Annotated in this window: 20 protein-coding genes; 8 read left to right on the top strand and 12 right to left on the bottom strand. The window is 63.5% G+C overall.

All coding sequences use genetic code 11. From position 1 onward, the window contains the following. Nucleotides 1-116: 116 nt before the first annotated feature. The 3 genes from GWG65_RS12790 to GWG65_RS12800 form a co-directional block, all read right to left on the bottom strand. Nucleotides 117-1,793, bottom strand: coding sequence for a PAS domain-containing methyl-accepting chemotaxis protein (locus GWG65_RS12790; RefSeq protein ID WP_275195918.1), 1,677 nt, complete (start codon nt 1,791-1,793; stop codon nt 117-119). A 379-nt stretch (nt 1,794-2,172) separates the two neighbouring features. Further along, nucleotides 2,173-2,988, bottom strand: a complete 816-nt coding sequence (locus GWG65_RS12795; protein ID WP_275195919.1) for a hypothetical protein — start codon at nt 2,986-2,988, stop codon at nt 2,173-2,175. Nucleotides 2,989-3,160: 172 nt separating this feature from the next. Beyond that, a complete protein-coding gene (locus GWG65_RS12800; protein ID WP_275195920.1) occupies nt 3,161-3,670 on the bottom strand; it encodes an OsmC family protein in 510 nt (169 codons plus the stop codon). 272 nt (nt 3,671-3,942) lie between these two features. Between GWG65_RS12800 and GWG65_RS12805 the strand changes: the two genes are divergently transcribed. After that, entirely contained in the window at nt 3,943-6,732 is a 2,790-nt protein-coding gene (locus GWG65_RS12805; RefSeq protein ID WP_275195921.1) for a [protein-PII] uridylyltransferase, read from the top strand. A 157-nt stretch (nt 6,733-6,889) separates the two neighbouring features. Here the strand turns inward: GWG65_RS12805 and GWG65_RS12810 are convergent, their stop codons facing one another. Beyond that, entirely contained in the window at nt 6,890-7,420 is a 531-nt protein-coding gene (locus tag GWG65_RS12810) for a methylated-DNA--[protein]-cysteine S-methyltransferase (protein ID WP_275195922.1), read from the bottom strand. Nucleotides 7,421-7,517: 97 nt separating this feature from the next. Here GWG65_RS12810 and GWG65_RS12815 point away from each other — a divergent pair, with 97 nt between their 5' ends. Continuing rightward, nucleotides 7,518-7,874 carry a DUF1304 domain-containing protein gene (locus GWG65_RS12815; RefSeq protein WP_275195947.1) on the top strand — a complete coding sequence of 119 codons (357 nt, stop codon included), beginning with the start codon at nt 7,518-7,520 and terminating at the stop codon, nt 7,872-7,874. 142 nt (nt 7,875-8,016) lie between these two features. Next, the gene (locus GWG65_RS12820) at nt 8,017-9,243 is read left to right on the top strand and encodes an ABC transporter substrate-binding protein (protein ID WP_275195923.1); all 1,227 of its coding nucleotides are present in this window, start codon (nt 8,017-8,019) and stop codon (nt 9,241-9,243) included. A 230-nt stretch (nt 9,244-9,473) separates the two neighbouring features. Here the strand turns inward: GWG65_RS12820 and GWG65_RS12825 are convergent, their stop codons facing one another. Beyond that, a complete protein-coding gene (locus GWG65_RS12825) occupies nt 9,474-9,899 on the bottom strand; it encodes a DUF1330 domain-containing protein (protein WP_275195924.1) in 426 nt (141 codons plus the stop codon). A gap of 167 nt (nt 9,900-10,066) precedes the next feature. Here GWG65_RS12825 and GWG65_RS12830 point away from each other — a divergent pair, with 167 nt between their 5' ends. After that, the gene (locus GWG65_RS12830) at nt 10,067-12,277 is read left to right on the top strand and encodes a penicillin-binding protein 1A (RefSeq protein ID WP_275195925.1); all 2,211 of its coding nucleotides are present in this window, start codon (nt 10,067-10,069) and stop codon (nt 12,275-12,277) included. 326 nt (nt 12,278-12,603) lie between these two features. Here the strand turns inward: GWG65_RS12830 and GWG65_RS12835 are convergent, their stop codons facing one another. The 4 genes from GWG65_RS12835 to GWG65_RS12850 all read right to left on the bottom strand — a co-directional run bounded on the left by GWG65_RS12835 (nt 12,604) and on the right by GWG65_RS12850 (nt 16,867). Beyond that, nucleotides 12,604-13,443, bottom strand: coding sequence for a SprT family zinc-dependent metalloprotease (locus tag GWG65_RS12835; RefSeq protein ID WP_275195926.1), 840 nt, complete (start codon nt 13,441-13,443; stop codon nt 12,604-12,606). Nucleotides 13,444-13,649: 206 nt separating this feature from the next. Continuing rightward, nucleotides 13,650-14,978, bottom strand: coding sequence for a polyhydroxyalkanoate depolymerase (gene phaZ, locus GWG65_RS12840; protein ID WP_275195927.1), 1,329 nt, complete (start codon nt 14,976-14,978; stop codon nt 13,650-13,652). Between the two features lie 121 nt (nt 14,979-15,099). Beyond that, on the bottom strand, nt 15,100-15,918 hold the full coding sequence (locus tag GWG65_RS12845) for an ABC transporter permease (RefSeq protein ID WP_275195928.1): 819 nt from the start codon (nt 15,916-15,918) through the stop codon (nt 15,100-15,102). A gap of 145 nt (nt 15,919-16,063) precedes the next feature. Continuing rightward, nucleotides 16,064-16,867: an ABC transporter ATP-binding protein gene (locus tag GWG65_RS12850; protein WP_275195929.1), complete on the bottom strand. Its 804-nt coding sequence runs from the start codon at nt 16,865-16,867 to the stop codon at nt 16,064-16,066. Nucleotides 16,868-17,031: 164 nt separating this feature from the next. Between GWG65_RS12850 and GWG65_RS12855 the strand changes: the two genes are divergently transcribed. After that, on the top strand, nt 17,032-18,342 hold the full coding sequence (locus GWG65_RS12855; RefSeq protein ID WP_275195930.1) for an ActS/PrrB/RegB family redox-sensitive histidine kinase: 1,311 nt from the start codon (nt 17,032-17,034) through the stop codon (nt 18,340-18,342). 103 nt (nt 18,343-18,445) lie between these two features. Continuing rightward, complete coding sequence (locus GWG65_RS12860) at nt 18,446-19,000, top strand: ActR/PrrA/RegA family redox response regulator transcription factor (RefSeq protein ID WP_275195931.1); 555 nt, start codon at nt 18,446-18,448, stop codon at nt 18,998-19,000. Between the two features lie 158 nt (nt 19,001-19,158). On the opposite strand, the gene GWG65_RS12865 is transcribed toward GWG65_RS12860, so the two are convergent. Then, a complete protein-coding gene (locus GWG65_RS12865; protein ID WP_275195932.1) occupies nt 19,159-19,650 on the bottom strand; it encodes an MmcB family DNA repair protein in 492 nt (163 codons plus the stop codon). Between the two features lie 100 nt (nt 19,651-19,750). After that, on the bottom strand, nt 19,751-21,352 hold the full coding sequence (locus GWG65_RS12870; RefSeq protein ID WP_275195933.1) for an alpha-amylase family glycosyl hydrolase: 1,602 nt from the start codon (nt 21,350-21,352) through the stop codon (nt 19,751-19,753). 172 nt (nt 21,353-21,524) lie between these two features. Here GWG65_RS12870 and GWG65_RS12875 point away from each other — a divergent pair, with 172 nt between their 5' ends. Further along, a complete protein-coding gene (locus GWG65_RS12875) occupies nt 21,525-22,205 on the top strand; it encodes an MBL fold metallo-hydrolase (protein WP_275195934.1) in 681 nt (226 codons plus the stop codon). A gap of 87 nt (nt 22,206-22,292) precedes the next feature. Here GWG65_RS12875 and GWG65_RS12880 read toward each other — a convergent pair whose 3' ends face one another. Continuing rightward, on the bottom strand, nt 22,293-22,661 hold the full coding sequence (locus GWG65_RS12880; protein WP_275195935.1) for a helix-turn-helix domain-containing protein: 369 nt from the start codon (nt 22,659-22,661) through the stop codon (nt 22,293-22,295). Nucleotides 22,662-22,802: 141 nt separating this feature from the next. Here GWG65_RS12880 and GWG65_RS12885 point away from each other — a divergent pair, with 141 nt between their 5' ends. Continuing rightward, nucleotides 22,803-23,105, top strand: a complete 303-nt coding sequence (locus GWG65_RS12885) for a hypothetical protein (protein ID WP_275195936.1) — start codon at nt 22,803-22,805, stop codon at nt 23,103-23,105. The last annotated feature ends 156 nt before the right edge of the window (nt 23,106-23,261 follow it).

Genomic DNA, 23,261 nt, shown 5'->3' on the forward strand with positions numbered 1-23,261 from the left:
GCAGCGCGTGATGCGCCCTGCGAGCCGGAGAGGCGAAGCCCGCGGGTCGCGGGTGGTAAAGTTCGACGCCCATCCGGCGTCCATAGCCTCACCACCTGCGATGAATGCGCCGCTGGCTACGCCCTCGCCGCGATCGCCGCTGCTTCCGCAGCAGCGCGCTGCATGCTGGTCGACATCTCGGCCGTCACCGTGCTCTGCTCTTCGATGGCGGCCGCGGTCGAGGTCACGTATTCGCTGACGTTGTTGATCGCCTGCTTGATCGAGCCGAGCGCGCCGACGACGTCGCCGGAGATGCCGTTGAGATTCCCGATCTCCTGGCCGATCTTGTCGGTCGCCTGCTTGGCCTGGTTGGCGAGGCTCTTCACTTCGGAGGCGACCACGGCGAAGCCGCGGCCGGCTTCGCCGGCGCGAGCGGATTCGATCGTGGCGTTCAGCGCCAGCAGGTTGATCTGGCCGGTGATGCTGTTGATCATCTCGACGATGCCGCTCATCGACTGTGCGGCCTCGGTGAGGCGCTGGGCCTGCGCGTCGGCGGATGCGACCTGATCCACCGCGCTCATCGCGGTCTCGCGCGATTTGGTCATGGCCTCGGAAATCTCCCGCACCGAGGCGTTCAGTTCCTCCGAGCCCGCGGCGACCGACTCCATCATGCCGCGAACACGCTCGTTGCCCATGCGGACCAGCACCTGTTTCGTGGTGTCGGTCGCATATTTCACGACCTTGAACGGCTTGCCGTTGAGGTCGAGAATCGGGTTGTAGGAGGCCTGGATGTAGATCTCCTTGCCGCCCTTGCCGATACGCCTGTATTCGGCCGCCTGATACTGGCCGCGGTTGAGCGCGGCCCAGAACTCGCGATAGGCAGCGCCCTCGCGCTCCGACGGCTCAACGAACATGCTGTGATGCTTGCCCTTGATCTCGGCCAGCGAATAGCCGAGCGCGCCGAGGAAGTTCGCGTTTGCGGTGATGATCGTGCCGTCCATGTCGAACTCGATCACCGCCTGCGCCTTGTCGATCGCCGCGATCTGCCCGGCGAGATCGGCATTCTTCAGCTTCTCCGCAGTGATGTCGGTGGCGAACTTGACGACCTTGAACGGCTTGCCCCTCTCGTCCAGCACCGGATTGTAGGATGCCAGGATCCAGACGTCCCGACCGCCCTTGCCGATGCGCTTGAATTCGCCGGCCTGAAGCTCGCCGCGGTTGAGTGCGGCCCAGAATTCGCGGTAGGCGGCCGCAGCGCGCTCGTCCGGCGGCATGAACAGGCTGTGATGCTTGCCCTGAATTTCATCCAGGGAATATCCCAACGTGTTCAGGAAATTCTCGTTGGCGGTGACAACGGTGCCGTCGAGGTTGAATTCGATGACCGCCTGCGCGCGGCTGATGGCGGCGGCCTGTGCCGCATAATTTAGATTTTGCAGGCGGATCGACGCATCGGACCATTCGACCACGATGCCGGCGCGCTTGCCATCGGGATACTTGAACGGGGTTGCAATGAGGTCGAAAGTCCAGCTCCCGATCTTGATGGTCGCACGATGCTTGGAATTCAGAGCCTCGAGCAGCTGGCGTTGATGGCTGGGATTCTTATGGAATACGTCGATATTGCAGCCGATCAGCCGATCGACGCTGAACTGGGGGAGTTGCCTCTTGAGATCGGCCTCGGCTTCTCGAAGCAGGCTTTTCACGGCATCGTTCAGATAGACGATGTGCAGATTTTCGTCCGCCACCATAATGTTCGCGTCAACCACCTTGGCTGCCAGAAGAGTGAGAGCATCGAACGTGGGCTTACGACCAAACATCAATCAATCTCCAAGTTTGAAATTGCGCCGATGGCACATGCTCATCGGGGACCAGTGGGATGTGACAGCGCGGCAACGGGTGCCGAATTCCAATCGACAACTCCCGCGGGCAAAATTCGCATTGGCGAAAACCGAGGCGGGTACGCAAGATAATTCCTACCGGAAGAATTCGAATAAAGTTCTAACGGATTTTTGGAAATTGGCAGGCGAAAGAGCAACTTAGCGCTGCACGAACGCTCGCTCGCACTCGGCAGCGGCCATCGCGTGACCTGAAATGAGATTTGTAATTCAACGAGTTGCGGAGATGCACGCGCTGTTGGGGCAAGCAGGTTTCGCCGGAGATACCGTTCGCGACTCGATATCACGCATGTCCGTAGTGTCACGGTGCTTGCCACGCCTTGTGCATTGCACGCCGCCCGAGTCCCCATAGCGTCAGATTCCAGGCCACGCAGGTGCCGAGCGCGAGACACAAACCAATGGCAGAGCCGCACGAAGCCACCGCGACGTGCATCACCGCGATCGCCATACCAAATCCGAGCAGGCCCCAGGCGGAGTTGGCGAGCACGGCCGCCGTCGGCGGACCGCCAATGCGCGGATGCAGGATCACCATGATGCTGGTGAACACGACCGGGTACAGCGCGATGATGCCGCTGATCCGGGGACCGACCCAGCCCGATGTCGAGACAACGATGGCGACAAGCGTCGCGACCAGCGTAGCCCGCATCGGAATGTCGTACCAGCGGCGGGTCACCAGCGGCATCTTCACGTGGCGATAGCGCGCGAGCAGCGGAATGCAGATGCCGAACGCAACCAGATTGACGGCGAGCCCTGCGGTGAGCGGCCAATCGAACTGGCGGATGATCGAGGCAAGCACGATCCAGATCGCGACAGCGCTTCCGCAACTCACGGCAAGGCTACGCCGCTGCGCCAGCACGACATAGGCGAGACACATGAAGATCGTCGCAGCATTGACCGGAAGGCTCGACAGCGCGCCTTGCGCGATGAAGGCGGCGTCATGGTCGAGCGCGAGGAAGACGTAGGACGGACCGGCCGACACCGGCAAGGTCGCGACCAGCGCGCCGATCACCGGGCCGGAGCGCTCCGTGATGATCGACGCCGACACGACAAACGCCGCCGCGATCGCCATGCGCAGGAGAAGGATGAGGATGAAGATGAAGTGGAGTTCGATGTGCATGGGTGCTGTGAACACCCTCCCCTGGAGGGGAGGGTCGGCTCGCGGCGCGTCAGCGATGCGAGACGGGGTGGGGTGATCTCTCAACACGGGCACTGTGCGACGCGGAGAGATCACCCCACCCCGCTCGCGCTGCGCGCGATCGACCCTCCCCCTCCAGGGGAGGGTAAGAGCCTTACATCCGCTGCATCGACACCGAGACCTTCGGGCCGTTCTTGATGGTCTGATAGACCACGCAATAACGCTCGGTGAGCTTGAGCAGAAGATCGAGCTTGTCCTGCGGAGCGTCGGTGTCGACTTCGAAGCGCAGGCGGATCTCGGCGAAGCCGACCGGCGTCTCCTTGTCGACGCCGAGCGTGCCGCGGAAATCGAGATCGCCCTCGGCGTAGACGTTGCCGGTCTTCAACGGCACCTCGATCGCGGTCGCGACCGATTTCATCGTGACGCCGGCGCAGGCGACCAGGGCTTCGAGCAGCATGTCGCCGGAGCAGAGCTCGAGGCCGGAGCCGCCGGTGGCCGGATGCAGGCCGGCCATCGCGATGGCACGGCCGGTCTCGACCTTGCAGGCAATGCCGTCGCTGTCGGTGGAGCCCTTGGCCTTCAGCGTGATCAGCGCGGCCTTGGGGTCGGTCTTGTAGCGCTCCTTGATCGGGGCCTGCATCTGGCGCAGCTCTGCGGCGTCCATCTTGTTCTCTCCCGGAAAAATCGCCCCTCGAATACCGGCTTGAGGCGGGATTGTCGACGATGCCGGCCGGCCGCAAGACGGGATCGCCTCTGCGGTCACTGTAATTTTATTGTTTTTCAATTAGTTAACCTTAGATTTGAGCCGAGAACCCACATCTTCAAGGCAGGCTCGCGGAATACGAATCTGCACGAGCACGCCTTTCCAAGCGTGGAACGACTATTGCCAGAGAATGGCGGGTGACAGCGCCTGTCGCCTCTTATATCCGGTGAGGCATGGACAGCGTCGCGACTGAGCACAGGGCCGAGGTGGATGATCGTTTTGACAGCGCGCGGATCACCGCCGCGGTCGACGCGCTTGCCGAAAAGCACCAGGGACGCGAGGACACGTTCCGCACCGCAGTTGCGCAACTGCTCAAGGCCGAACTGATCGCGGCGCGCGCCGCGGCGCAAGCGATCCTGCTGAAGGATCGCCACGGCCGCCGCTGCGCCGAGCGGCTGTGCCACGTGCAGGACGAGATCATCCGCATCCTGTATTCGGCGGCCACCCGTCATTTCTATCGCTCGCCGATTCCGAGCGGGGCCGAGCGCATGGCGGTGGTGGCGACCGGCGGCTATGGCCGCGGCCTGATGGCACCCGAGTCCGACATCGATCTGCTCTTCATCCTGCCCTACAAGCAGACCGCCTGGGGCGAGCAGGTGGCGGAAGCAATTCTCTATTGCCTGTGGGACATGGGGTTGAAGGTCGGTCACGCCACGCGCTCGGTGGATGAATCGATCCGGCAGGCGCGCGGCGACATGACGATCCGCACCGCGATCCTGGAGACGCGCTTCCTCACCGGCGACAAGCCGCTCTATGAGGAGCTGGTTGCACGCTTCGACAAGGAAGTGGTGCAAGGCACCGCATCGGAATTCGTCACCGCAAAGCTTGCCGAGCGCGAGGAACGGCACCGTCGCGGCGGTCAGTCGCGCTATCTGGTGGAGCCCAACGTCAAGGACGGCAAGGGGGCCTTGCGCGACCTGCACACGCTGTTCTGGATCGCGAAGTATGTCTACCGCGTCCGCGACACTGACGAGCTGGTCGAGCGCGGCGTGTTCGACGCGCAGGAATACCGCACCTTCCGCCGCTGCGCAGACTTCCTCTGGTCGGTGCGCTGCAACCTGCACTTCCACTCCGGACGGGCTGAAGAGCGGCTGTCGTTCGATCTCCAGCGCGAGATCGCGGTCCGGCTCGGCTACACCTCGCATCCCGGCATGCAGGACGTCGAACGCTTCATGAAGCACTACTTCCTGGTCGCCAAGGAAGTCGGCAACCTCACCGCCATCCTCTGCGCCAAGCTCGAGGACCAGCAGGCCAAGCCCGCGCCGGTACTGAGCCGGATGATGGCGCGGCTGCGGCCCACCGCCGTGAAGCGGCGCGTGCCCGACAGCGACGACTTCATCGTCGACAACAACCGCATCAACGTCGCCGCGCCCGACGTGTTCAAGCACGACCCGGTCAATCTGATCCGCATCTTCCGCCTGGCGCAGAAGAACAACCTCGCCTTCCATCCGGATGCGATGCGCGACGTGACGCGCTCGCTCGGCCTGATCAACGCGCAGCTTCGCGAGAACCCCGAAGCCAACCGGCTGTTCATGGAGATCCTGACCTCCGACAACGCCGAGATCGTGCTGCGACGCATGAACGAGACTGGCGTGCTCGGCCACTTCATCCGCGCCTTCGGCAAGATCGTCTCGATGATGCAGTTCAATATGTATCATCACTACACCGTCGATGAGCATCTGATCCGCTGCATCGGCTTCCTCCAGGACATCGAGCGCGGCGGCAGCGAGGAGTTCACGCTCGCCAGCGACCTCATGCGCAAGACCCGGCCGGAGCACCGGTCCGTGATCTACATCGCGACACTGCTGCACGACGTTGCCAAGGGCCGGCCCGAGGATCACTCAATCGCCGGCGCCAAGGTGGCGCGCCGGCTGTGCCCGCGGCTCGGCTTCAGCCCGGCCGACACCGAGCTCGTGGCCTGGCTGATCGAGGAGCATCTGACCATGTCGACGGTTGCGCAGTCGCGCGACCTGTCCGACCGCAAGACCATCGAGAATTTCGCCGCCGTGGTGCAGTCGGTCGAGCAGATGAAGCTGCTGACGATCCTGACCACCGCCGACATTCGCGGCGTCGGTCCGGGCGTGTGGAACGGCTGGAAGGCGCAGCTGCTTCGCTCCCTGTACTACGAGACCGAGCCGGTGCTCACCGGCGGCTTCTCGGAGGTCGACCGGGGCAAGCGCCTGGCAGCCGCACACGGCGAATTCCGCATCGCCTTCGCCGAATGGCCTAAGGAAGAGCTCGATGCCTATATCGGCCGGCATTATCCGGCCTACTGGCTCAAGGTCGAGCTGCCGCGAAAGATCCGCCACGCCCGCTTCGTCCGCTCCAGCGAACAGGCCGGCCACAAGCTCGCGATCAATGTCGGCTTCGACGAGGTGCGCGGCGTCACGGAACTGACGATCTTCGCCGCCGACCATCCCTGGCTGCTCTCGATCATCGCGGGCGCCTGTGCCTCGGCCGGCGCCAACATCGTCGACGCCCAGATCTACACCACGACCGACGGCCGAGCACTCGACACCATCTCGATCTCCCGCGAGTACGACCGCGACGAGGACGAGGGACGGCGCGCCACCCGGATCGGCGAGATGATCGAGGACGTGCTGGAAGGCAAGCTGCGCCTGCCGGAAGTGGTGGCGCGTCGCACCGTGCGCAGCAAGGCGCGGCCGTTCGTGATCGAGCCGGAAGTGACCATCAACAACCAATGGTCCGACCGCTACACCGTGATCGAGGTGTCCGGCCTCGACCGTCCCGGCCTGCTCTACGAGCTGACGACCGCGATCTCGAAGCTCAATCTCAACATCGCCTCGGCCCATGTCGCAACCTTCGGCGAGCGCGCCCGCGACGTGTTCTACGTCACCGACCTCCTCGGCGCGCAGATCAACGCACCGACGCGCCAAGCCGCGATCAAGAGCGCGCTGACCCATGTCATGGCCGGCGACAAGGCGGTTGCGCCGGCGGCGTGAGGGACGGCGCGAAGCCTCTCTCCATCTGTCATTCCGGGGCGCCGCGTCAGCGGCGAACCCGGAATCCATCTCGCAACCGGTGACAGATGGATTCCGGGCTCGCGCTTCGCGCGCCCCGGAATGACAAGGGAAGAGGCTGGGGCGCTGAGCAGGCTCACTAAATCTCCACCCCCTCGTGCCGAAGCAGCCAGCGCTTGCGCTCCAGGCCGCCGCCATATTTTACCAAGGAACCGTCGGCACCGATCAGGCGGTGACAGGGCAGCACGACGCTGATCGGGTTGGAGCCGTTGGCATGGCCGACGGCGCGGACCGCTTTGGGCATGCCGAGCCTGGCGGCGAGCGCGCCATAGCTCAGCGTGGTGCCGGCGGGGATTTGGGCAAGCGCGGTCCAGACCTTGCGCTGGAACGGCGTGCCGGTGACGCGCCACGCGACGGCTGAAAGCTGGCCGAGATCACCTTCGAAATAGCCCGACAGCGCAGCCCGCATGGCCGCCGGCGCAGGCTGGTCACTGAGACACACCGCGCCATGATGCAGGCGCAGCAGCTCGCGCATGCGGTGCTCGTAGTCTTCCCAGTCGAGCGCGCGCAACGCGCCCTCGGCATCGGTGACGAGCAACGCGATCCCGATCGGCGTCGCCAGGCGATCGAGGCCAAAACTCTCGGGCAAACGTGTCGGTCGGCCGGTCATTGCTTCACCATTGCATCCAAACACGTGTCGCACTTGCCATGCCGGCCATGCTAACGTCCACCCGAAAGCTGACGCTTTGGGGGAGCTCAACTTGATCCTGATCGCCAATGTCCTGGTAGCGCTGGTCGCCGCGCTGCACGGTTACTTCCTGATCCTGGAGATGTTCCTTTGGGACAAGCCGCTGGGCCTGAAGACATTCCGCAACACGCCGGAGAAGGCCGAGATCACCAAAGTGCTGGCCGCCAATCAGGGGCTCTATAACGGCTTCCTCGCCGCCGGCCTGATCTGGGGCCTCGTCCACGGCAATCCGGCGTTCGCGTTCCAGATCAAGGCGTTCTTCCTCCTTTGCGTGATCGTGGCCGGCGCCTACGGTGCGGCGACCGTCAGCACGCGCATCCTGATCGTGCAGGCCCTGCCGGCCGCGATCGCGCTGGCCGCATTATTCCTGGCCTAAATCTCTTGGCCGCTCCGGCGCGGCGTCGCGATCCTTGCGCGGCGGCGAACGTTCCTCCACAATCTTCGGCAGCGATGGCGACCGTTGCAATCAACGGAAAAAGACCATCGATCGAAAATTCCGTCAGGAGGAACGACCCAACATGAACAATCGCAGAGCCTTCATAGCTGCCACGGCGGCGCTCGCCTTCGCGTTCTCAGCCAGCCAAGCCCTGGCACAGAAGAAATACGATACCGGTGCGAGCGACACCGAGATCAAGATCGGCCAGACCGTGCCGTTCTCCGGGGCCTATTCCGTCTACGCCAATATCGGCAAGACCCAGGCCGCCTACTTCAAGATGATCAACGATCAGGGCGGCATCAATGGCCGCAAGATCAATCTGATCCAGTATGACGACGCCTATTCGCCGCCGAAGACGGTCGAGCAGGTGCGCAAGCTCGTCGAAGGCGACGAGGTGCTGTTCACCTTCCAGCTGATAGGTACCGCGGCGAATGCCGCCGTACAAAAATATCTCAACGGCAAGAAGGTGCCGCAGTTGCTGGCCTCGACCGGCGCCGCACGCTTCAACGATCCGCAGAACTATCCCTGGACCATCGCGTATAATCCGAACTACGTGTCCGAGGGGCGCATCTACGCAAAGTACATTCTCGCCAATCACCCCAACGCCAAGATCGGCGTGCTCTACCAGAACGACGACATGGGCCGCGACTATCTCGCCGGTCTGAAGAGCGGGCTCGGCGACAAGGCCGCCGGCATGGTCGTCGGCGAGCTGTCCTACGAGGTCACCGATCCGACCGTGGACTCTCAGGTCGTCAAGCTGAAGTCGATGGGCGTCGACGTGTTCTTTGATGCCTCGACACCGAAATTCGCGGCACAGGCGATCAAGAAGCTTGCCGATCTCGGCTGGACGCCGGTCCACATCCTCGACATCAATGCGAGCCCGATCTCGGCAACGCTGAAGCCGGCCGGCCTCGACATCTCCAAGGGCATCATTTCGACCCAATACGGCAAGGAGCCGGGCGATCCGCAGTGGAAGGACGATCCGGGCGTGAAGGCCTTCTTCGCCTTCATGGACAAGTATTTCCCGGAAGGCGACAAGCTCAACACCGTCAACACCTATGCCTATTCGGTGGCCGAGCTGCTGACGCAGGTCTTGAAGCAATGCGGCGACGACCTCACGCGCGAGAACGTCATGAGGCAGGTCGCCAACATCAAGGACTTCACCCCGAGCTTCGCGCTGCCCGGCATCAAGATCAACACCGGGTCGAACGACTACCGCGTCAACAAGCAGATGCAGATGATGAAGTTCAACGGCGAGCGCTGGGAGCTGTTCGGTCCGATCATGGAGGATGCAGGTCCGGCCGGTTAGTGGTTGTTTGAATTCTGAAAGGCGATCGGCGGCCTTCCGGCCGCCGATTTTTTTGGAGCTTCACCCAATCCATCTCCGTCACCCTGAGGTGGCCGCTTCTACAGCGGCCCTCGAAGGGCGACGGCCCTGCTATTGGCCGTGCGGAGAAATCGGGGCCGCGCATCCTTCGAGGCTCGCAAGAGCTCGCAGCTCAAGGATGACGGAGAGAGGGATCGCCGATTTGTAGGCGTCTACTCCGGTATCTCGCCAAAATTCTTTCCCACCGGCAGCACCGCGTGGCGGATCAGGCGCGAGTCCTCTACCGCCGCCTGCCGGTGCTTCACCGCTTCGCGATAGACGGGATCGCGGATCATCTCGACGAAGGCTTTGACGCTTGGGTATTCGGCGATGAAACAGTGGTCCCAGCGCTCCTCCTGCGGGCCGATCAGCATCAGCTCGAATTTGCCTTGCCAGACGACGCGGCCGCCAAGCCGCTCGAACACCGGGCCGCTCTCGCGGCCATAGGCCGCATATGCTTCCGCACCGGACACTTTGCGGCCGTCCGGATAGGCTGCCTCTTTGCGCAGCCGCACCAGGTTGAGCATGTGGATCGGACCGGGGCGGTCGTTGTCCCGGAATTGCGCAAAGATCTCCTTGGTCGGATCGATATGGCCCATGCGTTTTCCCTCGTTTTTATCCCGTCGATCCTAGCGCCGCCGCCTGACGAGCGGAACTGCGGCGGGCGAATGCCGCACCTCCTAATCGCGCGTTAAGCTCTGGGTAACCGGGCCTTAAACAGCGACCGCTAGCGTGCGGCGGGGCGGGCTGACCGGGCGTTTTGCGTATGGCGTGGGGAAAGAAAAAGGGTGGCGGGCGGAAAGAGCCGCTATTCGGCCTGCCCGCGGCGCTCGCCGATCTGCGCCTGACGGTGGCAGACCGCATCCCCAACGCCGAGGATAAGCCGAAAAAATCCGCAAAATCATCTACCAAGCGCAAGAGCGAGAATTCAGGTGACGAGCCGCCGCGCGAGCGGAAGGCGCAGGCCAGCCGCAGCGGCGCCAAGCGCCGGTCGAAGTCCCGTGGCAGTTTTAGCCTCGGCCGTCTGGTCTATTGGGGCGCGGTGCTGGGCCTGTGGGGCGCGATCGCCGTGGTCGGAATCGTGGTCTGGGTGGGCGCGCATCTGCCGCCGATCCAGTCGCTGGAAATCCCCAAGCGGCCGCCGACGATCCAGATCGTCGGCATCGACGGCAGCATGCTGGCGCAGCGCGGCGAGATGGCCGGCGCCAACGTGTCGCTGAAGGATCTGCCGCCCTATCTGCCGAAGGCGTTCATCGCTATCGAGGACCGCCGCTTCTATTCGCATTTCGGCATCGACCCGGTCGGGATCCTGCGCGCCCTCGTCACCAACGTGCTCCATCGGGGGGTGTCGCAGGGCGGCTCGACCTTGACGCAGCAGCTCGCCAAGAATTTGTTCCTGACCCAGGAACGCACCATGGCGCGCAAGCTGCAGGAGGCGGAGCTCGCGATCTGGCTGGAGCGCAAGCATTCCAAGAACGAGATTCTCGAACTCTATCTCAACCGCGTCTATTTCGGCTCCGGCGCCTACGGCGTCGAGGCCGCTGCGCAACGCTATTTCGGCAAGTCGGCGAAGAACGTCACCGTCGCCGAAGCCGCGATGCTGGCCGGCCTCGTCAAATCGCCGTCGCGGCTGGCGCCGAACCGCAATCCGGAAGGCGCGGAAGCGCGCGCGCAAATCGTGCTCACGGCGATGGCGGACGCCAAATTCATCACCGACGCGCAGGCCAAGGCTTCGATCGGCCATCCCTCCTACAATGTGAAGCCGGTCGGCGCCGGCACCGTCAATTACGTCGCCGACTGGATCGGCGAGGTGCTGGACGACCTCGTCGGACAGATCGACCAGAGCATCACGGTCGAGACCACGATCGATCCGAAGCTCCAAAGCGTGGCGGAGGCCGCCATCATCGACGAGCTCGCGGCCAAGAGCGTGAAGTTCAATGTCAGCCAGGGCGCGCTGGTGGCGATGACGCCCGACGGCGGCGTGCGCGCCATGGTCGGCGGGCGGAACTATGCCGAGAGCCAGTATAACCGCGCGGTCACCGCAAGGCGCCAGCCGGGCTCCTCGTTCAAGCCGTTCGTCTATCTGACCGCGCTCGAAGCCGGGCTGACGCCCGACACCATCCGCCAGGACGCGCCGATCGAGGTCAAGGGCTGGAGACCTGAGAACTACACCCATGAATATTTCGGCGCGGTGACGCTGACGCAGGCGCTGGCAATGTCGCTCAACACGGTCGCCATCCGGCTCGGGCTCGAGGTCGGGCCGAAGAACGTGGTGCGCACCGCGCACCGGCTCGGCATCTCCTCGAAGCTCGAGCCCAACGCCTCGATCGCGCTCGGCACCTCCGAGGTCTCGGTGGTCGAGCTGGTCGGCGCCTATGCGCCCTTCGCCAATGGCGGTTTCGCGGTGGCGCCGCATGTAGTGCGGCGGATCAAGACGCTCGACGGCAAGCTGCTCTATATGCGCCAGGCCGACGAGCACAACCAGGTGATCGACCCCCGTTATGTCGGCATGATGAACACGATGATGCGGGAGACGCTGATCTCCGGCACCGCCAAGAAGGCGGAGATCCCCGGTTGGCCGGCAGCCGGCAAGACCGGCACCAGCCAGGATTATCGCGACGCCTGGTTCATCGGCTACACCGCCAACCTCGTCACCGGCGTCTGGCTCGGCAACGATGACAACTCGCCGACCAAGAAGGCGACCGGCGGCGGCCTGCCGGTGGAAGTCTGGTCCCGCTTCATGCGCACCGCGCACGAAGGCGTGCCGGTCGCGAACCTGCCGAGCTCGCCAGGTGGCTGGGGGCTGTCGAATCTAGCGCAGGCCGCCTCGCAAGTGTCGCCGCCGACACCATCTGCTTCAGCACCGGCCACCACTAGCGGCTATCGCCCGCCGCCGACGCGCACCAATGTGCGGCCGGAACCCGCGGCGGGACTCGATGGCTGGTTGATGGACCGGCTGTTCGGCGGAAATCGGTAGCGTCGGCCCGAGATCTCTGCGGCCTCAAAACCAAAACTGAAAAACAACCCCATGCACAGTAGCCGGGGATGTCCGGCGCGACGCGCGGCTGATTGTGCGAAACCTTTGAGGCGACGACGCAAATCAAGCGTGGCACGCAATCACCGCGGCGTGGAGCGAGAGTCGCGCAAAACGCGCTAGTGTCGCCTCACTCTCGACTGTCATTCCCCGCGAAGGCGGGGAATCCAGTACGCCGCGGCGTCTCGGCTTAATAACAACCGTCTCTGGAATACTGGATCGCCCGCCTTCGCGGGCGATGACAGCTTCCGTGATGCTCGCACCCAGTCCTAATCCTCGGCCCCATAACGGTGCAGATCGTTGCCGTAGGTGTCGAGCCACTTCTTGGCGCGCTCCATCGACGGGCAGACTTTTCCGCACACGCGCCAGAACCGCGCCGAGTGATTCATCTCGACGAGATGGGCGACCTCATGGGCGGCGAGATAGTCGAGCACGAAGGGCGGCGCGAGGATCAGGCGCCAGGAGAACGACAGCGAGCCGGCCGAGGTGCAAGAGCCCCAGCGGCTGGATTGATCGCGAATCGAGAGCCGCTTGACCTTGACGCCGAGTTCGACCGCATAGGCCTCCGCCGAGCGCTGAAGATCCCGGCGCGCCTCGCGCTTGAGGAAGTCATGGACGCGGCGGTCGGCATGGTCGACGCCGCCGGCGACGCAGAGAATGCGTTCACCGGAATCGCGCACCTCGGTCCACACCGTGCCGCGCGTGCTGGCGCGATGAACGATGCGATGGGGCACCCCGCGAAGCGGTATCAGTGTGCCGGGCTGGAACGGTGCCGCCTTCGGCAATCGGCCGAGACGTGCCGCGATCCAGGCGCCGTGACGTTGCGCGAAGTCTTTCGCCTCGGCGAGCGTGCCGCGCGGCGGCATGGTGAGGATGGCTTCGCGATCGCTCGGATGAATTCTCAGCGTGTAACGGCGTGCGCGGCGGTGCCGACGCAGCCGAATCGCGAAAAATTGCGATCCATGAGTGATGACGAGGGTCTTCGGCTCGTGGGGCCGCCGATAGAGAAGCGCGCGAGTGGCCATGTCTGTCAGTCCGGGGGGCAGGAGTGCGCCCGGATTCTGCCATAACCGCCGCCAGGGAAAGCGCTCGGCGCAAAAACAAATCATTTGCCCAATATACAGGGGTCAGGCGTCCGGGAGACCCTACAGACTGGGGTTGGAACCCCAATTTTTCGCCCCCGTTGAACGCATGCGGCACCCCCAAGGGGTGAGGTAAGACTCACTCCTAGAAAACTACCTAAATACCACGAATCTGGCGGGAACCAGCCCTCCGGCGGGCTTCGAATTTTTGACGGGAAAGCCGAAAAACGCTGCTATTCGGCTGCGAGAGCCTGCAATGAATTCGGATTCGCTGCCGAGACCATGAAATCGTGTATCCGCGGCACGATTTCCGACTTGAAGCGCGATCCGTTGAACACGCCGTAATGTCCGACGCCCTTCTGGACGTAGTGAACACGGCGGTGCTCGGGAATCGAACTGCACAATCCGTGCGTCGCTTCGGTCTGGCCGAGCCCGGAGATGTCGTCGTTCTCGCCTTCGACCGTCATCAACGCGACGCGCGTGACCTTGGAGGGATCGACGCGTGTTCCACGATGGGTCATCTCGCCCTTCGGCAGCGAGTGCTTTACGAACACGGTGTCGACCGTTTGCAGATAATATTCGGCGGAGAGATCCATCACCGCAAGATATTCGTCGTAGAAGTCGCGGTGCTTGTCGACGAGGTCGCCGTCGCCCTTCACCAGATTGGCGAAGAGCTGCTTGTGAGCATTCATATGCCGGTCGAGATTCATGCTGATGAAGCCGTTCAGCTGCAGGAATCCCGGATAGACGTCGCGCATCATGCCCGGATGCGGGAACGGCACCTTGGTAATGACGTGGTTGCGGAACCAGTCGATGCCGCGCTCCTGGGCGAGATTGTTCACGCCGGTCGGATTGCGCCGGGTGTCGATCGGGCCCCCCATCAGCGTCATCGAGGTCGGCACGAAGGGATCGCGCCGCGCCTCCATGATCGAAACGGCGGCGACGACAGGCACGGAGGGCTGGCACACCGCCATCACATGGGTGTTGCCGCCGAGGACGTGCAGCATCTCGATGACGTAGTCGATGTAATCGTCGAGATCGAAGCGGCCGTCGCTGAGCGGAACCATGCGGGCGTCGGCCCAGTCGGTGATGTAGACCTCATGCGCCGGCAGGAAGGCTTCGACCGTGCCGCGGAGCAGCGTCGCATAGTGGCCCGACATCGGCGCGACGATCAGCACGCGTGGCTGCGGACTGCGCACGGGACGCGCGAACTTACGATCGAAGTAGAGCAACCGGCAGAACGGCTTTTCCCAGACCGAGCGGACCTCGACGGGGACGCGGATGCCGTTGACCTCGGTATCGTTGAGGCCCCATTCCGGCTTGCCGTAGCGGCGCGTGGTGCGCTCGAACAATTCGCAGGCCGCGGCGAGCGATTTGCCGACCTCGGTGCGCGCCCAGGGATTCAGGGGATTCTGAAACAGGAGCTTGGTCGCATCGGTGACGGCGCGTGCCGGATTGAGAGAGGCCTGCGCCATCTCGTACATCCAGTACATCGGCGTCGTCAGGACCGGACTGCCTTCAGCCGCCAGGGGCGGCGCGCCGCCGAACTCACCAATAGGCATGATCATATCCCTCTTCGCATCGCAGCATACTGCCGAATGCGTAATATTGCGTCAATGCTTGGTTCCGTAGATCTACGTGCCGCACACGGCTAAACCAGCCTGAATCCACGGGAAAGTGAAGCTATTCGCCGCCCGACAGCAGCGAGCCGTTTTTCTTGGCGCTGCGCAAAAGGGCGAGGAATGCCCCAAAAGATGCAACCAGCAGCGCCGCATTGATCGCCAGCGCATCCAGCATCAGGTCGGTGCGGAAGGTGTTCTCGATCAGAAGTGCGCGCATTCCCTCGAACACATAGGTCGGCGGCAGCGCCCAGGCGACATATTGCAGCCAGGCGGGCAGCACGCTGGCGGGATAGTAGACGCAGGCAAGCGGCAGGATCGCGAACATTAAGGTCCAGACGATGCTCTCGGCTCCCAATCCGTTCCGCAGCACCAGCCCCGAGACGAAGATGCCAACCGACCAGCTGGTGAAGATCAGATTGCAGAAGAAGGCGATCAGCGGCAGGCCGAGGCCGTAGACGTTGAACTGAAACAGGAACAGCGCCAGCAGCGTCATCGGAATGACGCCGATCGCGAGCCGGATCAGGCTCATGATCATCAGCGACAGCAGAAACTCGATCGGCCTCAACGGGCTCATCATGAGATTGCCGATGTTGCGCGCCCACATCTCCTCTAGGAACGAGATCGAAAAGCCGAGCTGTCCGCGGAACAGGATGTCCCAGAGGATGACGGCGCCGATCAGCGTGCCGCCTGCGCGCGCGAAGAAATTGGCGTTTTGAGCGATGTAGAGCTGCAGGAAGCCCCAGGTGATGACCTGGAGCGCCGGCCAATACAGCAGCTCGAGCAGCCGCGGCCAGGACGACATCAGGAGATACCAGTAGCGCAGGATCATCGCGCCGATGCGCTGCATGGAAATGCCGCGATGGAGGGACAGTTCGCTCATGGCTGCACCGAGTAGCCCGGATGGAGCCAACGGGTCGGCGCAAAGCGCCGCCCGGTGGCGCAATCCGGGAATCGTGCCACAAGCGACGAAGGCCCCGGATTGCGCTTCGCTCCATCCAGGCTACGGCTGAAACATAGGGGCTCGCTCATCGCGCGGCCTCCCGAACGCCATTCCCCCGGCCGCGCGCGACATCCAGGAACACTTCCTCCAGCGTCGAGCGATTGTAGCGCGTCATGATGGCCTCGGGAGTGTCGTCATCCTCGATGCGGCCGCGCTTCATGATGATGACGCGATCGCAGAGCCGCTCGACCTCGAGCATATTGTGCGAGGCAAGCAGGATGGTGGCATTGTTGTCGCGGCGATAGCGTTCCAGATGCGCCCGCACCCAGTCGGCCGTATCAGGATCGAGTGAGGCGGTCGGCTCGTCCAGCAGCAGCAGCTCCGGCTGGTTGATCAGCGCTTTGGCGAGCGCGACACGGGTCTTCTGCCCGGCGGAGAGCTTGCCGTTGGCGCGATCGATGAATTCGGTGAGGTCGAGGTCGCCGGCCAGCTTTGCGATGCGGTCGGCGAGATTCTTCACCGCATAAAGCTTGCCGAAGACGGTGAGGTTCTGGCGGACCGTGAGCCGCATCGGCATGTCGACATAGGGACTCTCGAAATTCATCCGCCCCAGCACCGCGGCGCTCTGCTCCGGCATCCGGTGCCCGAGCACCCGTACGCGGCCGGAGGTCGGCAGCACCAGGCCCATGATCATCGCGATGGTGGTGGTCTTGCCGGCGCCGTTGCCGCCCAGCAGGCCGGTGATGCTGCCGCGTGGAAGCGAAAATGAGATGTCGTCCACCGCGCGGGTCTGCTTGTAGACCTTGACCAGACGGTCGACCTCGATTGCCGCGGACGAAATCTCATCCGCGACAGTCGGCCGACTTGAAGCGTTGTCGTTCCCGGTCATGCTGGGGCCGTTCTTCCGCCATTGCGGGATCAAGCGCAAGACTTGACGTAAGGTCTAGACGCAAAGGCTTGTTGTAAAGGCTTGATGTAAGAGGCTTGCAAGGCGATGGAACGTGTGGCCAAGCGTGTTTGTGATCGGCCCCATGCGTCGTTAGATTGGAAGAGATGACCGAGACCGCCGATACCGATTTTCGCCACGTGCAGCGACATATCCGCCTCGACACGATCCTGCGGCTGCGCTGGCTCGCGGTGCTGGGCCAGCTCGCCGCGATCTTCATCGTGGCGCAGGGGCTCGAGTTCAACGTTGAAATCGTTCCTTGCGTCAGCATCATCGCGCTGTCGGCGGCGGTCAATCTGGCGCTGCAAACCGCGGCCAATCCGATGCAGCGGCTCGAGCCGATCCAGGCGGCCGGACTGCTTGCGCTGAACATCGTGGAACTGGCGGGGCTGCTGTTCTTCACTGGCGGATTGCAGAACCCGTTCTCGTTCCTGTTCCTCGCGCCCGTGCTGATCTCGGCGACCGCGCTGCCCGCGCGGCTCACCTTCGGCCTTGGTCTCCTCGCCGTGGCCTGTGCCTCGATCCTGTTCTTCTTCCATCTGCCGCTGCCCTGGGATTCCGACGATCCGCTGGTGCTGCCGCCGATCTATCTCGTCGGTGTCTGGCTCTCGATCGTGCTCGCGATCGGCGTCACCAGCCTCTACTCCTTCCAGGTGACCCAGGAGGCGCGCAAGCTTACGGACGCGCTGGCTGCCACGGAGCTGGTGCTGACGCGTGAACAGCATCTGACCCAGCTCGACGGGCTCGCTGCGGCCGCCGCGCACGAGCTCGGCACGCCGCTGGCGACCATCTTCCTGATCTCGCGCGAGCTGGAAAAGACGGTGAAAGAGCCTAGCTTTGCTGCCGACCTGAAAACCTTGCGCGAGCAGACGCAGCGCTGCCGCGACATCCTGAGCAAGATCACGCAACTCTCCTCCAGCGGCGCGCCGTTCGACCGCATGAAGCTGTCCGAGCTGATCGAGGAGGTGGTGGCACCGCACCGCGATTTCGGCATCGACATCAAGGTGCGGATCGCAATTGCCGCCGCGGCCGAACCGGTCGGCTCGCGCAACCCGGCGATCCTCTACGGCGTCGGCAACATCATCGAGAACGCCGTCGATTTCGCCAATACCACCGTCGAGGTGAACGCCTGGTGGAACAACGATACCATCGAGCTCGTGATCTCCGACGACGGCCCGGGCATTCCGCCCGATTTGTTGAACCGGATCGGCGAGCCCTATCTGTCGCGGCGGCGCAGCCAGGACGAAGGCGGCGGCCTTGGACTTGGTGTCTTCATCGCACGCACCTTGCTGGAACGAACCGGTGCCAAGGTCGCGTTTAGCAATCGGACTTTCCCGGACCATGGTGCGGTAGTCCAGATTGCGTGGCCCAGGCAGCGTTTTGAGGCTATCGAGACGCTTGAAGAAACAATAGGATAGGCCGCGACCTTGCGTCGCACAACGGGGCCGATCTACTATTGGCGGCCTTGGCACTGCCTGATTGTGACGCCATATGTGGACGCGCTGGAGAGAGGACAAAACCTTGAACGCCATCGCCGAACTGAACGAACGGACCGACCGCTCGCTTCTCATCGTGGAGGACGACAAGCCGTTTCTGGAGCGGTTGTCGCGCGCGATGGAAACACGCGGCTTCGCCGTGACATCGTGCGACACGGTCTCGGATGGTCTTGCACAGATCGGCAAGGCGGCGCCCGCATTCGCCGTGGTCGACCTGCGGCTCGGCGACGGCAACGGCCTCGACGTCGTCTCGGCGCTGAAGAAGAAACGGCCCGATGCCCGCGCCATCGTGCTGACCGGCTATGGCAACATCGCCACCGCGGTGACCGCGGTGAAGATGGGCGCGATCGATTATCTCTCCAAGCCTGCGGATGCCGACGACGTCGTCGCCGCGCTGCTCTCAACCGGCTCGGACAAATCCGAGCTGCCGGCGAACCCGATGTCGGCCGACCGCGTGCGCTGGGAGCACATTCAGCGCATCTACGAGATGTGCAACCGCAACGTCTCGGAGACGGCGCGGAGGCTGAACATGCATCGGCGCACGTTGCAGCGGATTCTGGCCAAGCGCGCGCCGCGGTAACGCACTTCCGGCTATTCGATCTATCTCCTCATGGTGAGGAGGCGCGTCAGCGCCGTCTCGAACCATGCAGGCCGCGCTGTAGCAGCTCGGCCTTCATCCTTCGAGACGCGCGCAAAGAGCGCGCTCCTCAGGATGAGGGTCTTACTTACTGTACGCAGCTACTCCCAGAACTCCGCATGCCCTTGCGGATCGACCAGCCGATTGATCCGCAAGCCTGCCGCCATCGCGAAGCGCACGGTCATCTGCTTGCGCGTCGGCGCCGGCAGCTTGTGCTCCGGCGCCTCGCAATGCAGATGCGCGCCGTAGGCGTCGGCGATGATCAGGCCGGTGCCTTCCGGAAAGATCTCGCAGGGCAGATCCTGCGTGAAGGCGAAGAACAGCCGGTCGCAATGGGCGCGGTATTCGGGCCATTTCTGATCGGCGCGCAGATCGTCCACCGACGATTTGATCTCGACGATCCAGATCTCGCCGCGCTCGTTCAGCGCCACCAGATCGGCGCGCCGGCCTGACGGCAGCGGCAATTCGCTGATGCAGGAGAAACCGAGCGAGCGCAGCAACCGCGCTGTGCCGCGCGCGATCGCCAACGCCGTCTCTGACTGGCGGCGGTCGGGCGGCGGCACGAGGGCGATGTTGCGGACGGTGCTGTCCATGGGGGGAGTGTAGCCGATTCCATCGGGTGCGAACACCTTCGATACAGACGAGATGCCTCCCCATTCTCCGCCGTCGTCCCGGCGAAGGCCGGGACGACGGTCAGGAAGGCGGCGTCACCACCACGCCCTCATTGCCGCGCAGATCGAGCACGCCTTCGAGCTTCTCGCCCTCGCGATCCAAAAACGTCGAGAGCAATATCTCGCTGCCGAAGCGAACCGCGCTGGTGGTCACGGCGATCGGATCGGGGCCGAGATTGAGCACCACGATCGCCGCCCTGCCCTCGGCCTCGCGGCGATAGACCAAGAGATCGCCTTGCGCCGCGATCGGGTGATAGTCGCCCGATACCAGCGGCGGACAGGCCTTTCGTAACGCGATCAGCCGCTTGTACAGCGCGAGAATCGAGCGTGGGTCGGCTTCGAGATTGACGACGTTTTCATGGATGTGATCCTCCGGCAGCGGCAGCCATGGCCTGACGTCCGAGAAGCCGCCGAAGTTGGACGAATCCCACTGCATCGGCGTGCGGCAGCCGTCGCGGCCGACGCCGATGCCGGGGACGTTCTTCTCGAAGGGATCGCGTACGTCCTCGGGCGCGATCGCGAGCTGATGCATGCCGATCTCGTCGCCGTAGTAGAGCGTCGGCGTGCCGCGCAGCGTCAGCAACAGCATGGCGGCGACACGGGCCTGCTCCGGCCCGACCCGGCTTGCGACCCGCGGACGGTCGTGATTGCCGAGCACCCAGTTCGGCCAGGCGCCTTTCGGCAGCGCCTTCTCGTAATCCTCGATGATCTTCTCGATCGACCGCGCGCTCCAGAAGGTCGAGAGCAGCGCGAAATTGAACGGCATCTGCGCGCCGGTGAGATCGTTGCCGTAATAGGCCATGAGACGGTGCAGCGGCAGATAGATTTCGCCGATCAGCACGCGCGCACCATAGGCATCGGTGACGCGGCGCATCTGCGCGATCACGTCATGCACCTCCGGCTGGTCGGTGGAATATTGCGTCAGGATCTTTTCGTTCGGCGGCCGGCCTTCGACATAATGCGGGTTTGGCGGATTGTCGCGGAATTCGGCATCCTTGATCAGGTGCCAGATCACGTCGACGCGAAAGCCGTCGACGCCTTTTTCCAGCCAGAACCGCATCACGTCGTAGATCGCCGCGCGGACATCCGGATTGCGCCAGTTGAGATCGGGCTGCTGGGCGAGGAAGGCGTGGTGGTAATATTGGCCGGTCGTCTCGTCGAACTGCCAACCGCTGCCGCCGAACTCCGACAGCCAGTTGTTCGGCGCGCTGCCGTCAGGCTTCGGATCGCGCCAGATGTACCAATCGCGTTTGGGGTTGTCGCGCGAGGACCGGCTCTCGAGGAACCAGGGATGCTGGTCGGAGGTGTGGTTGGGCACGAGATCGAGGATCAGCTTCAAGCCGTTGTCATGCGCGGCGCCGAGAAGCGCGTCGAAATCCGCCATCGTGCCGAACAGGGGCTCGATGCCGACATAGTCGGAGATGTCGTAGCCGAAATCGGCCATCGGCGAGGGAAAGATCGGCGACAGCCAGATCGCGTCGACGCCGAGGGATTTCACATAAGGCAGCCGCCGCAGGATGCCGGCGAGATCGCCGACCCCGTCACCATTCGAGTCCTGAAAGGAGCGCGGATAGACCTGATAGAAGATGCCCTCGCGCCACCAGTTCTCGCCGCCCTGAGCCATGTTGGAATCGCCATCCTGAGATTTGCTCCGCGCGGGAGAACGCGGAAGGAACGCCCCGGTTCAAACCAGCAGGCCAATTGGGACGGCGGTGTGGCGGGCGCCGCCGCCGTTCCCTGGAACGAGCACGAATCTTTTGCTTGGAGATCGGGCAAAAATCAGCATTGTGACGCCCATGACTGAGCAAAATGACACCAGGGACCCCCAGCAAGCCAAGGCCGGCGCGATCATCGTTCCCGTGACGCTGTTCGAGCAGAATTGCACCATCATCTGGGACGAGCCCGGCAAGAAGGCCGTGGTGATCGATCCCGGCGGGGACGTGCCGAAGATTCTGGAGGCGATCAAGCAGACCGGCGTCACCGTGGAGAAGATCTGGCTGACCCACGGTCATATCGATCATGTCGGTGGCGCAGCCGACTTACGCGATGCGCTGAAGGTGCCGATCGAAGGCCCGCATGCGGCGGACAAGTTCCTGCTCGACAATGTGGTCGAGAGCGGTGCGCGCTTCGGCATGACCGGGGTGCGCAATTTTGCGCCCGACCGCTGGCTGGAGGAGGGCGACACCGTGTCGATCGGCGGCTTGCGGTTCGACATTCTGCACTGCCCCGGCCACTCACCGGGCAGCGTAGCGTTCTTCAACAAGGACTTGCGCTTTGCCCATGTCGGTGACGTCCTGTTCGCGGGCTCGGTCGGACGCACCGACCTGCCCGGCGGCAGTCACGCGACGCTGATCAATTCAATCAAGACCAAGCTACTGCCGCTCGGCGACGATGTCGGCTTCATCTGCGGCCACGGCGCCGGCTCGAGCATCGGCCAGGAGCGGATGACCAACCCGTTCATCACCGGCGAGATGTGACCGCTTCTATTTGAGCATGATCTCCGCGCAAACGCGTTCCGCGTTTGTCGCGAGGGAAAACCGCTTCACACTTTTCCGGATCATGCTCTATTCCGCAGCGTCCGCGAGCGGCACGGGTCCGCTCAGGTTGCGCTCGCCCCAGGCACGGATGGCGGCGACGACCGGCACGAAGCTCTTGCCCTTGCGTGTCAGGCGATACTCGACCTTGGGCGGCACCTCGCCAAAGTCCTTGCGATCGATCAGGCCGCTTTGCGTCAGCGCCTTCAATTCCCGGCTGAGCACGCGCGGGGTGATCTCGGCGCTGCCGACCGTGCCACGCAACAGGCCGCTCCTGATTTCGCCATAGCGGCGCGGACCGTCCTTGAGGTCCCAGACGATGCGCAGCTTGTACTTGCCGCTGATCATTTTCTGAAAGGCCGCGACCGGACAGGTGCGCGCCGCAATCGCCTTCGCCATGTCGTCTCCTCCATGCGCCAGCCGGGCTCGAGCCGAGGATAGGAGCAGCGCCGAAAAAGTCCATACTATCAATTTTGTCCATACTTGCAGGAACGCTCCAAGCGCGCAGATGATCCCGCACGGACCAACAGGGAGCGTCACATGAAGCACTTCATGATCAAGTACGAATTCAAGAACGGCACAACGGAGGCCTGGCACCAGGAGATCGGCCGCTTCATCAAGGCGATCGACGCCGATCCGGAGCTGAAAGGGCGGATCGGCTATCGCGTCATGAAGAACCGGGACGACGGCCGCTATTTCCACCTCGCCAGCGTCAGCGACGAGGCCGCGCAAAAAGCGCTGCAATCGCGCGACTTCTTCAGGCACTATCAGGAGATGACGCGGCAGGTCGCCGGCGGCGAGGTGACGGCGACGCCGATCGAGATGATCGATCAGACGGCGTAGCTTTCACGGGTGACGCAGTGTGCGCCAACAACTCCGCCGTCGTCCCGGACAAGCGCGCGGAGCGGCGCGCAGATCCGGGACCCATAATCACAGCAAGCCGTGATTACTGGGACTCGGAGTTGCGTCTTCGCGCCAAACTTTTTCCTGTGGCTATGG

Origin of the sequence: Bradyrhizobium sp. CSA207 (assembly GCF_029051685.1) — a bacterium.
Lineage (GTDB): Bacteria > Pseudomonadota > Alphaproteobacteria > Rhizobiales > Xanthobacteraceae > Bradyrhizobium.

Coding starts and splice junctions, on each gene's coding strand:
- GWG65_RS12800 (WP_275195920.1), bottom strand. CDS start 3,670: ATGGACGCCGCAGAGCTGCGCCAGATGCAGGCCCCGATCAAGGAGCGC.
- GWG65_RS12875 (WP_275195934.1), top strand. CDS start 21,525: ATGACTGAGCAAAATGACACCAGGGACCCCCAGCAAGCCAAGGCCGGC.
- GWG65_RS12810 (WP_275195922.1), bottom strand. CDS start 7,420: ATGACCGGCCGACCGACACGTTTGCCCGAGAGTTTTGGCCTCGATCGC.
- GWG65_RS12880 (WP_275195935.1), bottom strand. CDS start 22,661: ATGGCGAAGGCGATTGCGGCGCGCACCTGTCCGGTCGCGGCCTTTCAG.
- GWG65_RS12820 (WP_275195923.1), top strand. CDS start 8,017: ATGAACAATCGCAGAGCCTTCATAGCTGCCACGGCGGCGCTCGCCTTC.
- GWG65_RS12850 (WP_275195929.1), bottom strand. CDS start 16,867: ATGACCGGGAACGACAACGCTTCAAGTCGGCCGACTGTCGCGGATGAG.
- GWG65_RS12830 (WP_275195925.1), top strand. CDS start 10,067: ATGGCGTGGGGAAAGAAAAAGGGTGGCGGGCGGAAAGAGCCGCTATTC.
- GWG65_RS12795 (WP_275195919.1), bottom strand. CDS start 2,988: ATGCACATCGAACTCCACTTCATCTTCATCCTCATCCTTCTCCTGCGC.
- GWG65_RS12870 (WP_275195933.1), bottom strand. CDS start 21,352: ATGGCTCAGGGCGGCGAGAACTGGTGGCGCGAGGGCATCTTCTATCAG.
- GWG65_RS12845 (WP_275195928.1), bottom strand. CDS start 15,918: ATGAGCGAACTGTCCCTCCATCGCGGCATTTCCATGCAGCGCATCGGC.
- GWG65_RS12805 (WP_275195921.1), top strand. CDS start 3,943: ATGGACAGCGTCGCGACTGAGCACAGGGCCGAGGTGGATGATCGTTTT.
- GWG65_RS12835 (WP_275195926.1), bottom strand. CDS start 13,443: ATGATTTGTTTTTGCGCCGAGCGCTTTCCCTGGCGGCGGTTATGGCAG.
- GWG65_RS12825 (WP_275195924.1), bottom strand. CDS start 9,899: ATGGGCCATATCGATCCGACCAAGGAGATCTTTGCGCAATTCCGGGAC.
- GWG65_RS12790 (WP_275195918.1), bottom strand. CDS start 1,793: ATGTTTGGTCGTAAGCCCACGTTCGATGCTCTCACTCTTCTGGCAGCC.
- GWG65_RS12865 (WP_275195932.1), bottom strand. CDS start 19,650: ATGGACAGCACCGTCCGCAACATCGCCCTCGTGCCGCCGCCCGACCGC.
- GWG65_RS12855 (WP_275195930.1), top strand. CDS start 17,032: ATGACCGAGACCGCCGATACCGATTTTCGCCACGTGCAGCGACATATC.
- GWG65_RS12885 (WP_275195936.1), top strand. CDS start 22,803: ATGAAGCACTTCATGATCAAGTACGAATTCAAGAACGGCACAACGGAG.
- phaZ (WP_275195927.1), bottom strand. CDS start 14,978: ATGCCTATTGGTGAGTTCGGCGGCGCGCCGCCCCTGGCGGCTGAAGGC.